12 protein-coding genes are annotated in these 15132 nt (G+C 45.6%); 4 read left to right on the forward strand and 8 right to left on the reverse strand.

Annotated features, from left to right (window positions below; genetic code table 11):
* Positions 1-142 precede the first annotated feature (142 nt).
* The gene (locus GO495_RS25195; RefSeq protein ID WP_157302721.1) at positions 143-3406 is read left to right on the forward strand and encodes a SusC/RagA family TonB-linked outer membrane protein; all 3264 of its coding nucleotides are present in this window, start codon (positions 143-145) and stop codon (positions 3404-3406) included.
* 205 nt (positions 3407-3611) lie between these two features.
* On the opposite strand, the gene GO495_RS25200 is transcribed toward GO495_RS25195, so the two are convergent.
* Positions 3612-4550 carry an aspartate carbamoyltransferase catalytic subunit gene (locus tag GO495_RS25200; RefSeq protein WP_157302722.1) on the reverse strand — a complete coding sequence of 313 codons (939 nt, stop codon included), beginning with the start codon at positions 4548-4550 and terminating at the stop codon, positions 3612-3614.
* A gap of 55 nt (positions 4551-4605) precedes the next feature.
* Positions 4606-5133, reverse strand: a complete 528-nt coding sequence (pyrR, locus tag GO495_RS25205) for a bifunctional pyr operon transcriptional regulator/uracil phosphoribosyltransferase PyrR (protein ID WP_157302723.1) — start codon at positions 5131-5133, stop codon at positions 4606-4608.
* A gap of 114 nt (positions 5134-5247) precedes the next feature.
* Here pyrR and GO495_RS25210 point away from each other — a divergent pair, with 114 nt between their 5' ends.
* Complete coding sequence (locus tag GO495_RS25210) at positions 5248-5754, forward strand: peroxiredoxin (RefSeq protein WP_240915326.1); 507 nt, start codon at positions 5248-5250, stop codon at positions 5752-5754.
* An 83-nt stretch (positions 5755-5837) separates the two neighbouring features.
* On the opposite strand, the gene pruA is transcribed toward GO495_RS25210, so the two are convergent.
* Both pruA and prfB read right to left on the reverse strand, forming a co-directional pair.
* Entirely contained in the window at positions 5838-7469 is a 1632-nt protein-coding gene (pruA, locus tag GO495_RS25215; protein WP_157302724.1) for an L-glutamate gamma-semialdehyde dehydrogenase, read from the reverse strand.
* Positions 7470-7571: 102 nt separating this feature from the next.
* Positions 7572-8658 (reverse strand): peptide chain release factor 2 gene (gene prfB, locus GO495_RS25220; protein ID WP_157302725.1). Its coding sequence is split into 2 segments (ribosomal slippage): positions 7572-8597 and positions 8599-8658, totalling 1086 coding nucleotides; the frame shifts between segments, so codons are not numbered across the junction.
* 88 nt (positions 8659-8746) lie between these two features.
* Between prfB and GO495_RS25225 the strand changes: the two genes are divergently transcribed.
* Together GO495_RS25225 and pgi are read left to right on the forward strand one after the other, a co-directional pair.
* Positions 8747-9538: a hypothetical protein gene (locus tag GO495_RS25225; RefSeq protein ID WP_157302726.1), complete on the forward strand. Its 792-nt coding sequence runs from the start codon at positions 8747-8749 to the stop codon at positions 9536-9538.
* Positions 9539-9576: 38 nt separating this feature from the next.
* Positions 9577-11229, forward strand: a complete 1653-nt coding sequence (gene pgi, locus GO495_RS25230) for a glucose-6-phosphate isomerase (protein WP_157302727.1) — start codon at positions 9577-9579, stop codon at positions 11227-11229.
* A 76-nt stretch (positions 11230-11305) separates the two neighbouring features.
* Here pgi and GO495_RS25235 read toward each other — a convergent pair whose 3' ends face one another.
* From GO495_RS25235 to GO495_RS25250, 4 genes are all read right to left on the reverse strand, one after another.
* Complete coding sequence (locus tag GO495_RS25235) at positions 11306-11905, reverse strand: hypothetical protein (RefSeq protein ID WP_157302728.1); 600 nt, start codon at positions 11903-11905, stop codon at positions 11306-11308.
* A 37-nt stretch (positions 11906-11942) separates the two neighbouring features.
* Complete coding sequence (locus GO495_RS25240; RefSeq protein WP_157302729.1) at positions 11943-12542, reverse strand: hypothetical protein; 600 nt, start codon at positions 12540-12542, stop codon at positions 11943-11945.
* Between the two features lie 107 nt (positions 12543-12649).
* Complete coding sequence (locus GO495_RS25245; RefSeq protein ID WP_338075463.1) at positions 12650-13096, reverse strand: DUF3276 family protein; 447 nt, start codon at positions 13094-13096, stop codon at positions 12650-12652.
* 158 nt (positions 13097-13254) lie between these two features.
* Positions 13255-15051 (reverse strand): ABC transporter ATP-binding protein, encoded by a 1797-nt coding sequence (locus GO495_RS25250; RefSeq protein WP_157302730.1) that lies wholly within the window; start codon positions 15049-15051, stop codon positions 13255-13257.
* Between the last annotated feature and the right edge of the window lie 81 nt (positions 15052-15132).

Raw genomic sequence — 15132 nt, forward strand, 5'->3', positions numbered from 1 at the left:
TACTCAACAGGCATTCCGTAAGGCGGCTTTTATAAAGCACTGCTACATTTTACTCTTTTGTATATGTATCAGCTGTTCCTATGCCCATGCATCAGCCTTCCAGGACAGTGATACCATAAAGGTGACACTGAAGGTAAATAAGATGAGCCTTAAACAAGTACTCCGCCTGATAGAAAAACAAACCGGCCTCACCTTCGCCATCTCCTCCTCTATCGTTGAAAATACTAAAGACATTTCCATACAGGTGCAACATCAACCCTTAAAAGATGTGCTCCGCCAGATATTTACGCCCGGTCAGTACGCCTGGGAAATCAGGAATAAACAAATTATCATTTACCCTTCTTCCCAGGCTCCACCCCTGCAAGGCATTCCCAACCGCCCTATCAGCACAGAAACTGAAAAATTCTATGTAAGCGGAGTCGTCTCAGATGGAGAAAGGCCACTACCTGGCGTTTCCATCCGGGAAAAGGGCACACATAATGGGGTAAGCACCAGCGAAAACGGCCGGTACAGATTACAGGTCACCAACGGACAGGCAACCCTCTCCCTCTCCCTCATCGGTTACGAAACCCTGGTGGTCCCCTTAAAGGAACGCCATACCGTAGATGCGCTGCTACAGGGAGATACCAAAATATTGAACGACCTCGTGATCATCGGCTATGGCATCCAGAACAAAGCCAATATCACCGGCTCTATTACCAAAGTAGAAGGCCGCCGCCTTAAAAGCAGGCCCGTTACCAACGTCATTGCTGCGTTACAAGGCACGGCTCCGGGATTATTAGTAACAAGGAACAACGGGCAACCAGGCAAAGAAGGATTTAACATCCAGATTCGCGGATTGTCATCTGTTAACAACAGTGACCCACTGGTGCTGGTAGACGGTGCTCCCGGCTCTATTGCTCTCATGAACCCCAACGATATAGAATCCGTTTCCGTATTAAAAGATGCTGCTGCTGCTTCTATCTATGGTCCGCTGGCTGCCAGCGGCGTGGTATTAGTCACCACCAAAAGAGGCAAATCCGGCCCGGTCAGCGTTGAATATAACAGCCTTTTCGGTGTAGAAAAGCCCATCAACCTGCCCGAAAGGATGCACTCCTGGCAGGCGGCCGCGCTGCAAAACGAAGCCCTGCAAAATGCAGGACGCCCTGCGGCATGGACTCCCCTGGAAATGGCCATGATGCAGGACGCCTCCATCAACTTCACGCCCAAAACTGATGGCAGCGGTAACTACAATTATTATGATGATATCAATCCTATAAAAAACGTTACACGTAATAACAGCAATACTTCCACCTATAATATCAGCGCCAGAGGCGGTACCACAGATCACCAGTTCCTATTGTCACTGGGACAGTTTTCCCGCCAGGGCCTGTTTAATATTGGCTCCGACAATACTTCCAGGACTAACCTGCAATTCAATATCAACAACCGCCTGAATGAAGTACTCAGCCTGGAAACCAGCATCCAATACGCCAAAAGCAACACAAAATCACCGGGATGGCGGGTAGACGGGAAAAATGGCATCCTCAATTCCCTCTATCAGCAACCAGGCAATGTACCGGTATATGTGCCGGGTTCCGATCAATACACTGCTGGCTACAACAGCTACGCTTTACTAAAGGATGCGGGTAAACGCGACGAACAAACATCCTTTGCCGATGCAGTATTTACCCTCAAAGCAGAAAACCTGCTAAAAGGACTGACACTCAAAACAGTATACAGTCCACAAGTAAATAACTACTACGATGGCCTTGGTAAAAAGACCATCCGCTTCTATGATAACAGCGGTTTAATTAATAGCGTCAATGACCCGAACTCTTTAAAAAGGGGACGCCTCCTGGAAGTCCAGCATAGCCTGCAACTCTTAGCGGATTACGACCTTCCGGTGGGTAAAAAGACCAGCGTACACATATTAGGTGGTTACGCCTTTGAAAGCCATTACCAGCACCAGAAGATCACCTCCGCTACAAATGTATCTCCCGGTGAACTGGCACAACTTTCTTTCAATGATCCCGAACGATATACCAACTATCACTTTAAAGGTGCGGGTACCCTGTCGTCCCTGTTCACACGTATCAACTATAATTACAACGATCGCTACCTGTTAGAAGCTAACCTGGTGGCCGCTAAACTATTGTTCAACAGTTCCCGTATCCCGGAACTCGACCGGCAGCACCTCTTCCCTTCTTTCTCTGCCGGCTGGCGACTGAATAACGAGAAATGGTTTGCTTCTGCCTTCCCTTTCTTCGACGAATTCAAACTCCGCGCTTCCTGGGGAATGCTGGGCAGCTATAACTGGCGTACCAATCTGAACGACTTTAACTACTACGATCAGCTCTACCATCCTAACGTTTACCCTATCACGTCTTATACCGATTTTGACCGCTATATCCCCGGTAATAATAACTGGGAAACCATCACCACCGCCAATGGCGGACTAGATATGGCTTTCTTCAAAGGCCGCCTGAACATCAACGCGGACTACTTCGTAAAACATAATCCGCGCATGCAGATTGCGACCCAGGAACTAATGACGAACCTCTTAATAACACCTGTATTTTACTCAGCAGTAATGCGCTCATGGGGATGGGAACTCAACCTGGGCTGGCGCGATAACAGAGGCTCTCTCAGCTATTGGGTAAATGCCAACCTCTTCGATGATCAGAATAAAATAGAACGCAGTAATGGCAATCCTCCCTGGCTGCCAGGTAATAACCACGGACTCGACGGACTTCCATACAACTCGATCTTAGGATATAAGAGCGAAGGATATTTTCAGAATAATAATGAGGTGACCAATCACGCTTATCAGGGTATGAACACCGCTGCCGGAGACCTCCGTTATACAGATGTAAACAACGACGGGAACATTAACAGCGGCAATGGTACCAAAACAGATCATGGCGACCTGGTATACCTGGGCAGCTCACAGCCCCGCTACTCTTATGGCTTTGATGCGGGTTTCTCCTGGAAAGGACTGGATTTCTCCGTGTTCTTACAGGGTATAGGTCAGCGCAAAGTACTGGTTCAGGGTAAATACAGCATGCCCTTCGTGCAGGACTGGCAACAGCCCTGGGTGATTCACCAGAACTCCTGGCGTCCGGATAACCCCGACGCTGCTTTCCCTCGCCTGTATGCAGGCTATAACCAGAACCTGGCCTCCTCTTCTTTCTGGGTAATGAATGCTGCTTATATAAGATTGAAAAATCTCCAGCTAGGCTATACCTTCCATTTTGCCGAAAACCGGCCTTTAATCAAGAGTATCCGGATCTACTTCTCCGGACAGGACCTCTGGGAAGTTAACAAGATGAAAATCAAATATTATGATCCCGAGCAGGCTACCAGCAACGGATATCAGTATCCCTTCTTCCGGTCTTTCACGATGGGGGTAAACGCCACTTTCTAGATACCTACCTCTTTCATACCTCCGTCATGTCTCCTTCATGTCTCCGTCATACCTAATGCATGGTTTAAGCATGAACCCCGTATTAACCATGTATAACCATGCATACCCCACCCTTAGATCACCCGTATTAACCGCTCACTTTTCCCACAAAAAGCAAAAGCCCCTTACGGAGCTTCATCTTTATAAAATCTGATAATAATCTGACCTAAACCGCCAGTTCCGGTTTCTTCCCGGCCAGCAGGTACAACACCGCCATACGAATGGCTACCCCATTCTCCACCTGGTTCAGTATAATGGAATGACTGGAATCCGCTGCATCGGAGCTTAACTCCACCCCACGATTAATAGGCCCGGGGTGCATGATCACGATCTCTTTCTTCAGACTATCCAGCAGCGCCTTGTTCACTCCATAAGCCAGGGAGTACTCGCGCAAAGAAGAGAACAGCGGTGTATTCTGCCTTTCCAGCTGAATACGCAGCACATTCGCCACATCACACCATTCCAGCGCTTCCCGGATATTATAGCTCACATTCACGCCCAGTGCTTCCGCCATATGCTTGGGAATCAGTGTAGGAGGCCCTACTACTGTTACTTCTGCGCCCAGTTCCTTCAGGCAGTAGATGTTGGACAGGGCCACCCTGGAATGCATGATATCCCCGCAAATAGCCACTTTCTTACCCGCCACACTGCCCAGCCTTTCCCGGATAGAGAAAGCGTCCAGGAGCGCCTGTGTAGGGTGTTCGTTGATACCGTCGCCGGCATTCACGATGGGAACCTGTATATGTTTGGAGAGAAAATGCGGGGCCCCGCTGGCAGAATGCCGCATCACCACCATATCCACTTTCATGGACAGGATGTTATTCACGGTATCAATCAGCGTTTCGCCCTTGGAAACGGAAGACCCTGATGCGGAAAAGTTCACCACATCAGCACCCAGCCGCTTTTCCGCCAGCTCGAACGAGATGCGGGTACGCGTAGAATTCTCAAAAAATAAATTAACGATCGTTGTATCCCTCAGCGTAGGAACTTTCTTAATTGGTCTTTGTAAAACCCCTTTGAAGGTGTCGGCTGTTTGGAAAATAAGCTCTATATCCTGACGCTTCAGATTGCGGATCCCGAGGAGATGATTTACTGATAATGACATTTAAGATGCAAATATAAATGACCTGATTAGAAAACCCAAAATCAAATTCCAGTGATTATTCTATGATCACTTCGTCTTTACCGTCCCGTTCTTTCCACCGTACCCTAACCTTCTCGGAAATAATGGCATCGATGGTACGGCCGATATAATCTGCCTGTATAGGCAACTGCCGGGTAAAACGACGGTCTATGAGTACCAGTAGTTCCACTGCAGACGGTCTGCCATAGTCCAGCATAGCGTCTAATGCCGAACGGGTAGTACGGCCGGTGTAGAGCACATCATCTATCAGGACCACCTTTTTATTCTCTATGGAAAAATCGATCGCAGTTTCATTGGGCACATGCAATTCTGTGCCTTTATTAAAATCATCCCTGTAAAAAGTAATATCCAGACGGCCATAATTAATATGTACATCAGGTAATAACTTCCGTAAAGTGCGATAGATACGGTCTGCCAGGAAAATCCCCCTGGGCTGTAAGCCGATCAGCACAGTATCTGAGAAGTCCAGGTGATTCTCTATTAACTGGTGACAAAGCCTGTCTACGGTAATCGCTACTTGCGTCCCATTCAGTATGGTCTTCAAAGTTTGCAGTTTTAGGCGTCAAAAATAATGATTAATGACCGGGGATAAAAGTTTATTGCAAACCTAAAATATCATCTCCGGAATCTACGTACATTTAGTAATACATATTTTGATATGAAATACTTAATCATGTTCTCGCTATCCTTCTTATTATTTGCCTGCAAATCAAAGTCCCAGATAAAAGTGGGTGATAAAGTACCGGTTTTCCAGTTAAAAGACCAGGATGGTGTTACTTTCGACCTTGCAACAGTGCTGGGTAAACAGCCTTTAGTGATCTATTTTTATCCAAAGGATGAAACCAGCGTATGTACAAAAGAAGCCTGCTCCTTCCGCGATTCATATGAGAAATTCACTAAATATGGGGCAAAGGTGATAGGAATTAGTTCCGATGGAGTAGCCTCTCATAAAAAGTTTGCTACACATCATAATTTAAACTTCACACTCCTGAGTGATTCCGATGGTAAAGTACGTAAGTTGTTCGGAGTGCCTAAAACCTTTGTAATCCCGGGCAGGGTTACTTATGTGATTGATAAAAACGGTGTGGTAGTGCATGAATTCAACTCACTGAAAGATAGTGAGAAACACGTAACTGAAGCACTGGCTGCTTTAGCAAAAATGTAAATGAACGGTTGCCATAAAAACTAAAGCTCCGTTAGCAAATCCTGTCTAACGGAGCTTTGTTTATTTAACCGGAGTATTAATCACTATGCTTCTTTCAAAAACGGATACCTGTAATCTACTGCAGGTACGAACGTTTCTTTAATCGTTCTTGCGCTCAGCCAGCGGTAAAGGTTCAGCATGGAACCTGCCTTATCATTGGTACCGGAAGCCCTTGCACCACCAAAAGGTTGCTGACCTACAACAGCACCTGTTGGTTTATCATTGATGTAGAAGTTACCCGCACTGTTCACCAGCTTTTTAGTGGCCAGATCAATGGCGTAACGGTCCTGGGAAATAATAGAACCCGTTAATGCATACATAGATGAGCTATCTACCAGCGCCAGTGTTTCTTCAAATTTCTCTGCATCGTATACATAGATACTCAGCACAGGTCCGAAGATCTCTTCACACATGGTTACGTATTTCGGATCGGTCACTTCAATCACGGTAGGCTCAACAAAGTAACCTTCGGATTTATTATAACCACCGCCCGCAATGATCTTCGCAGAAGAAGAAGACTTCGCGTTATCTATATATTTAGCGATCTTATCAAAAGAACGTTCGTCGATCACTGCATTCACGAAGTTGCTGAAATCTTCTACAGTACCCTGTTTCATCGTTTTCAGATCAGCTACTAATTTCGTTTTCACCGCTTCTGCAATATTAGATGGCAGGTACGCACGTGAAGCAGCAGAACATTTCTGTCCCTGGTACTCAAAAGCGCCACGGGCCAGTGCGGTCGCTACCACGTCCACATCCGCAGATTTATGCGCGATCACAAAGTCTTTACCACCGGTTTCACCCACAATACGCGGATATGCTTTGTATTTGCTGATATTGTTACCAATGCTGGCCCACATATGCTGGAATACAGCTGTAGAACCGGTAAAGTGAATGCCTGCAAATTCAGGATGAGAGAAGCAAACATCCCCTAAAACAGGGCCATCCGCATATACCAGGTTGATCACACCGGCTGGTAGCCCTGCTTCTATCAGGATCTGCATGGTTACATTGGCGGCAAACACCTGCGTATCTGCTGGTTTCCACACCACTACATTACCGCACATGGCAGCAGAAGTAGGCAGGTTACCTGCAATAGCCGTAAAGTTGAACGGCGTAACAGCCAGTACGAACCCTTCCAGCGGACGGTATTCCAGGCGGTTATGAATACCCGCGGAACTTACCGGTTGCTGGTTATATATTTCAGAGAGATAATGAACATTAAAGCGGAGAAAATCTATTAACTCGCAGGCGCTGTCAATCTCTGCCTGATAGGCATTCTTGCTCTGTCCCAGCATAGTGGCCGCATTCATGTGATAGCGGTATTTGGTCGCCATCAGTTCTGCTGCACGTAAAAATATGGCGGCACGTTGTTCCCAGGGAGTGTCCGCCCACTGTGAACGGGCAGCCAGGGCGGCGGCGATGGCATCATTCACATGGGTAGCATCACCATAATGGAAATGCCCGAGTTTGTGTTTTATTTCATGTGGCGGACGAAGGTCCTTTGTTTTACCTGTACGCACTTCTTTCCCCCCGATATACATAGGGATATCAGCCTGTTGCGACTTAAAAGCGGCCAGTTGTTTTTTCAACGCGTCCCTTTCGGGAGAACCTGGAGTATAGCTGTAAACCGGCTCATTGGCAGGTGCAGCAAAGTGGAAATAAGCGTTATGCATTCTCAGAAAGATTTTGTTGTTGTATCTTGTTGTAATTAGAATGTGCTGATAATTTGAGCAAGTCAATTCATCAGCACATCCATTAATTGTAAAATTAATACTTTATTCTTCTTTGGCCATCATCAGGTAAGCCTTGATGAAACCACCCAACTCGCCATCCATCACGGGTTGTACGTTACCTACTTCAAAATCTGTACGGTGATCTTTGATCATCTTGTACGGATGGAATACATAGGAACGGATCTGTGATCCCCATTCTATCTTGCGCTTGTTGGCATTCGCGGCATTTTTCAACTCCTCACGCTTGCGGATCTCCTCTTCATACAGACGGGACTTCAGCATGGTGAGCGCCTTTTCGCGGTTCTCTCCCTGCGTACGTGCCTGCTGACATTCTATAATAATGCCGGAAGGGATGTGCTTTAAGCGCACGGCAGTTTCTACCTTGTTTACGTTCTGTCCGCCTTTACCTCCTGAACGGTAGAACTCCCATACCAGGTCGGCAGGGTTCACCGCAACAGTGATGGTATCATCTACCAGCGGATATACAAAGATGGAAGCAAAAGAGGTATGCCTGCGGGCATTAGCGTCAAACGGAGAAATGCGCACCAGCCGGTGAACACCACTCTCAGCTTTCAGCAGGCCATAGGCAAAGCCACCGTCAAATTCCAGGGAAGCCGATTTAATACCGGCGCCATCCCCATATTGTACATCGATCTCGGAGACTTTCCAACCCTGCTTTTCGCCATACATACGGTACATACGCAGCAGCATTTCCGCCCAATCCTGGCTTTCGGTACCACCGGCACCGGAATTGATGGTCAGTACTGCCGGCATCTCGTCTTCCGGCTCATTCAGTGTAGACTTAAACTCAAGTTCGTCCAGCGCATCAACTGCAGCTGCGTAGGCAACCTGTACTTCTTCCTCAGTGGCTTCACCCTCTTTCTGGAAGTCGAGCAACACGCTGCTATCCTCTATGGCAGTTCCTACCTGCTCATAAAGATCTACCCAAAACTTATTTACTTTGATCTCTTTCAGGATAGATGTAGCACGAACATTATCATCCCAGAATCCGGGGGCTAACGTAAGTTGCTTATCATTTTCTATTTTAGCTACGCGGTCAGGGACGTTAAAGAAAACCTCCCAGAACGTGGAGGCGGTCCCTCATAGCTTTTAATTGTTCTGCTGTCATAATGGGCGCGAAGTTACGGAAAAAGGGGAACAATTTTTGCTTGATTCTGACATAAATTCATCCCTGTTAAATTTTAAAGGTACTATCTATGACTGCATCCCATAAGACACCTTATTATAAAAACACTGCAGTTTTTAATACAATAGGGTACATAATGGTGATAGCCGTCAACGCAATGGCAAGCCTCAATATGCTTAACGGGAAAAGTCCTGCCAACATATCAGAGAAATACAGCAACCTGTTCACGCCGGCGGGAATCACCTTTTCCATCTGGGGAATCATCTACCTTTCCCTCTTTGGATTCATCATCTACCAGCTATGGCTGGCCTTCTCCGGCAAACATCAGCCGGAACTGGAAGTGTTCATGGAACGCCTCCGCGCCTGGTGGTTATTTACCTGCCTGGCCAATACCTGCTGGCTCTTTACCTGGCATTATGAACTCCTCCCTTTGTCCATGCTCATCATGATATCATTACTGGTCTCTCTCTTCGCTATCAATATGAACTTTAATATAGCCGTTCAGAAAGTCTCCTGGCCGGAAAGATTATTTATACACATCCCGTTTAGCCTCTACCTGGGATGGATATGCGTGGCGACCGTCGCCAACATCGCTGCCCTCAGCGTGTATTTAGGCGGGACCGGCACAGGCATTACGTGGACTATTTTTCTCATTTTGATATGCACCGTGGCAGTTAGCCTGCTGGTTATCAAGCGGAAAAATATAACAATAGGCATTGTTGCGTTATGGGCTTTCTACGGCATCATCCTAAAGCGGCAGGAAGCCGCAGGCCCTGCTGCCTTCCCCGTCACAATGGCCTGTATTGCAGCAATGGCCGTGATCGTACTGGCTGCACTTATACAATTAATGAAAAAACGATAACGCAATTCCTTATTTTTGGTACAATAAAATTAGCACACATGTTTCCAAAGACGAATCCAACAGCGACAAAAGCCTGGCAGCAGTTGCAGCAGCATGCTGAAAAAATGAAGCAAACACACCTGCGCAACCTGTTTAAAGAAGACGCAGACAGATTTAAAAAATTCACCCTCTCCTTTGAAGATATACTGTTCGATTATTCAAAAAACATCATCACGGAAGAAACCCGAACACAATTACTGGCGCTGGCTAAAGAATGTGGCGTAGAAGATGGTATCAAAGCCATGTTTGGTGCGGAGAAAATTAACATGACAGAAAACCGTGCAGTACTGCATGTGGCCCTCCGCAACTTGTCCGGCAGCCCCATCGTCCTGGACGGTAAAGATGTAATGCCTGACGTATTAGGCGTACTCAATAAAATGGAGAGCTTCTGCAACCGCATTCACAGCGGCGAATGGAAAGGTTACACCGGCAAGCCTATACGTTACATCGTAAACATAGGTATCGGCGGTTCCGACCTCGGCCCCGTAATGGTAACAGAAGCCCTGAAGCCTTACTGGCGCCCCGGCATGCAGCCTTACTTCGTTTCTAACGTAGATGGTACGCATATCGCTGAAACACTGAAAAAAGTAAATCCGGAAGAAACCCTCTTCCTCATCGCTTCCAAAACCTTTACCACCCAGGAAACAATGACCAACGCGCTCACTGCCCGTGCATGGTTCCTGGAACACGCTAAAGACGAGGCGCATGTGGCCAAACACTTTGCAGCCCTTTCTACCAATGAAAAGTCTGTAAAAGAGTTCGGTATAGACCCGGCTAACATGTTCGAATTCTGGGACTGGGTTGGTGGCCGTTATTCCCTATGGTCCGCTATTGGTCTCAGTATTGCCCTCACCACCGGCTTTGAACATTTCAAAGCATTACTGGAAGGAGCTCATGCAGTAGATGAACATTTCCGCACTACTCCACTGGAAAATAATATCCCGGTGATCATGGGGCTTATCGGCCTGTGGTATGGTAACTTCTTTGGTACCGGTACCGAAGCGATCCTGCCTTACGATCAGTACATGCACCGCTTTGCGGCTTATTTCCAGCAGGGTAATATGGAAAGCAACGGTAAATATGTAGATCGTACCGGTAAAGCGGTAACGTATGAAACAGGGCCTGTTGTATGGGGAGAACCCGGTACGAATGGCCAGCACGCTTTTTACCAGCTGATCCACCAGGGGACCCGTATCGTGCCCTGCGACTTTATCGCTCCTGCTATCAGTCACAATCCCATTGGAGATCATCACGTAAAACTGCTGTCTAACTTCTTCGCACAAACGGAAGCGCTCATGAACGGTAAAACGGCCGAAGAGGTACGTGCCGAACTGGAAAAATCCGGCATGAAAGAAGAAGAGATCAAAGCCGTAATGCCTTATAAAGTATTTACCGGCAACCGTCCTACCAACTCATTCCTGGTAAAAGAGATCACTCCCCGCTCACTGGGCTCACTGGTAGCATTATACGAACACAAGATCTTCGTACAGGGTGTTATCTGGAATATCTACAGCTTTGATCAGTGGGGTGTGGAACTGGGTAAACAACTGGCAAATAAGATACTGCCCGAATTAGTAAGTAATGATGCTGTAACCAGCCATGATGCATCCACCAATGGATTGATCAATGCCTGGAAACAGATGAAGAAATAATCTTAACAGATGCATTTAAATAAAGAAAGCTCCCTCCCGGGAGCTTTCTTTATTTAAATGCATCACTTTAAAAAACCTAGAAGTTAAACGCAGTTCCTATACCATACAAATCCAGCTTGTTCTGATTCATTCCGCGGTAATAAGAAAGTTTTATTTCTATATTTTTAGTACGCTTACGACCAACAGCTATACGCATACCCATATTTGCAGCCGGGCCGCGGGAACTACCACCAACAGATTTAATAACTATGGCGTTGTAGAAGACATCATAAGCATAATAATCCCTGGAAGAAACATAATGGAAACCATATCCCGCTCCTATAAATCCGCCTATATGCCCTTTACTCTTCTTCGAAGCTCCTCCTCCAAAGTTAAAATTCAGCATCACAGGAGCATTCACCATAAAACCGGTTGACGTTTGAATTAAATTGCCCGTACTATTATAACCATTCTGCATGTACCCGAGCGTGAGTGGAATGCCTATAGATAAAGAAGTAGCTTCCGTTTCCGCAAAATTGATCCTTGGATTGTAGGTAAAACCAGAACCTATCCCCACATTATCAGGGACCATGTTATCTAAATAAAAGCCGATGCCAGCACCATGCTGAAAGCTTTGAGCAAATGCACTGAGAGATAATACGCATGCTACAGTTAACAGGAATAATTGTTTTTTCATTGATAGTGTAATATAGGTTGTTGATAGATTATCAAACTCAGAGGTTGAATATAGCCCCTATCCCAAACATCTCTAACTGCGTTCTGTTTCTTCCCTTGTAATAGGAGAATCTTAATTCTATATTGTTAAAAGGATCTCCTCCCAGATTAAAACGGAAACCTCCGTTTATAGTCGGTCCAAAAGAACTACCACCAACAGATTTGTCATTACCGTCCTTTGTATAATCTCTGGAAGATACATAATGCCAGGTATACCCCGCTCCTATAAAACCACCGATATTATGCTTGTTGTTTTTAGTAGAACCCGCTCCTACATTAAGGTTCACTACCAAAGGCAGGTTCACTGCAAAGCCCTTGATACTGCCGGAAGTTTCTTCACCGGTAACTTCGTCGTAATACACGGTGCTATTACCATCCCCAACGAACCCTATACTCAGGGGAATACCCAGGGAAGCAGACATCTGTTCCGTTTCACGGAAGTTATATCTGGGGCTATAAGTGATAGCAGAAATAGTAGTGATTTTATCAGGAGTCATGTTATCAAAAAAAACACTGATTCCAATGCCGTGGTGGAAACTCTGGGAGAAGGCATTTACAGATATAATACAGGTTGCTACAAACAGTATTAGTTTTTTCATGAAAGTCGGGAAATATAGGCTGATTGATGATACAAGGTACTGAAAACGTATAAAAAAACCTCCGGAAAAATCCGGAGGTTCTGATATCTTAAATTAAATATTGTCAATTACCATTTGTCAACATCATCGCTATGAGAAGCAACAGATGCTACAGGAGCAGCAGCTTCCACTGCAACTGATACTTCAACTGAAACTGATTCAGTAGAGTTTTCAGCAGCAACTTCACTCACTTCACCATCTTCATCATCGCGTACATAGTCGTGGTTGTAGGCATCAAAATCGAAGTCAGGCATCAACTCAGTCTTCACATAGTTGATAGTTTCTGTTAATGCATTCAGGAATTTGTTGAAGTCCTCTTTGTACAGGAACACTTTGTGTCTGTCATAACCATTATCGTTGAAGCGCTTTTTGCTCTCTGTAATGGTTAAAAAGTAATCATTTCCCCGAGTGGTCTTAACATCAAAGAAGTACGTTCTCCTTTTGCCCGCTTTCAATCGCTTCGAAAAGATACTGTCATTATTTCTTTCCGGCTGATTGGTATTTTCGTACGCCACAGTTGATAGATTTAAGTTGTTAACGAATCAAATCCTTTTCCAATAAGGAACAAATATACTATTGTTTTACAAATATCAAAATAATTTTAAATGATTTTGAAAAATGATGGAAGATGCCTTTAACCGCTGGTTTCCAGGCATATATAAGGGTTTGATTATTATTCTATTATATTTTCCTCCTCACCCGATTGCTGACGGGCGTATAAGTCGGCATAATAACCGTTTAATGACAATAAATCTTCATGGGTACCTGTTTCGACGATCTTCCCGTCATCCAGTACAATGATCTTATCAAAGTCGAAAAGTGCAAAGATCCTATGCGTAATAATAATAGCCGTTTTATCTCTCAGATAAGCATACAGGTTTCCAATGATCTCCTTTTCCGTACGGGCGTCTACGGCCGACAGGCAATCGTCAAATACCAGTAAGTTCGGGTTTTTGATCAGCCCCCTGGCAATGGAAATACGTTGCTTCTGTCCGCCACTCAATGTCACGCCTCTCTCCCCTATCATTGTCTCAAAACCTTCTGAAAAACCTTCAATGTCTCTTTCTATAGATGCCTGTCTGGCTGCCGTTTTCACGGTTTCAATGTTAGCTTCCGGCGTACCAAAACGGATGTTGTTGGTGACCGTATCCGAAAACAAAAATACGTCCTGCGGTACATAACTGATCTGGCTTCTCAGGCTTTCCAGTTTGATATGACGTATATCCGTGTTATCCATCAGCACAGTTCCTTCCTGCGGATCATACATCCTGATCAGCAACTGCGCCAGGGTGGATTTCCCGGAACCGGTACGGCCTATTACAGCTACCTTTTCTCCTGGTTTTACCGTGAGGTTGAAACCCTGAATAGCCTGGATACCTGTATGCGGGTACGTAAATGAAACATTCTTAAAATCAATCTGCCCTTTCAGTGTCACTGCCGTTGCATCGGGGGCATTATGAATATCCGGTTTTATTTGCAGGAACTCATTGATCCTCTGCTGACTGGCAGCGGCACGTTGTATCATAGAGGCTACCATCCCTATGGAAAAGAACGGGAACATCAGCATATTCACATAGATCACAAACTCCGCCAGGTTACCTACGGTAATGTTTCCGTGTATCACCTGTATCCCTCCTATGAAAATAGTCAGCACAACACTTAATCCTATCATCAGCGCCATAGCAGGCTGAAAGAGGGCATCCGTCTTCGCCAGACTTACAGAGCTGTCCTTATAGGATTCACTCTCCTGCTCAAAATGCCGGATACTGGCCTCTTCCTGTACATAAGACTTGATCACCCTGATCCCGGAATAAGACTCCTGCGCGATAGAGGTCAGATTAGACAACTGCGCCTGTATCCTTTCACTCTTCCGGTGAATAATATGGTTTACGTAATAGATGGTCAACGCCAGGAAAGGCAGCGGTGACAATGTATATAAAGTTAAAAGAGGATTTACATCGATCATAAGGTACACTACTATCACCACCATAAAAACAGTACGGGTGGCATACATGATAGCAGGACCAACGTACATGCGTACGCGGGAGACGTCTTCCGTTATCCGGCTCATCAGGTCCCCGGTGCGGTGCATCTTGAAAAAGTTGAGGTCCAGCACCTGGTAATGCTGGTAAATTTCATTCTTGAGGTCGTATTCAATATAACGGCTCATCACAATGAGCGACTGCCTTTGCAGATAGAGGAAAAACCCGCTCAGTAAGGCAAACAACAGGATGGTAACGCCATAAAAGGCCAGTACTTTAGTAAAATCTGATCTGAATACACCCTTGATACCCGTATCACTGATAAGACGATAGTTATCTATATTCTGCGCCAGCAGGTCGAATATCTGGCGCACCATAATAGGCTGGAATACACTGAATATAATGGAGACCGTCGTACAGATCAATCCCAGCAAAAACCTCCATTTATATTTTACAAAGTACTTATTAAGTGCGGCTAGGTGTTTCATATTAAAAAACAAAAGACTCCTGACGGAGTCCGGTTATAAACAAGACACCCCTGACGAAATTTTCGCTCCGTCAGGAGCGTC

This window comes from Chitinophaga oryziterrae (genome assembly GCF_009758125.1).
GTDB classification, from domain to species: domain Bacteria; phylum Bacteroidota; class Bacteroidia; order Chitinophagales; family Chitinophagaceae; genus Chitinophaga; species Chitinophaga oryziterrae.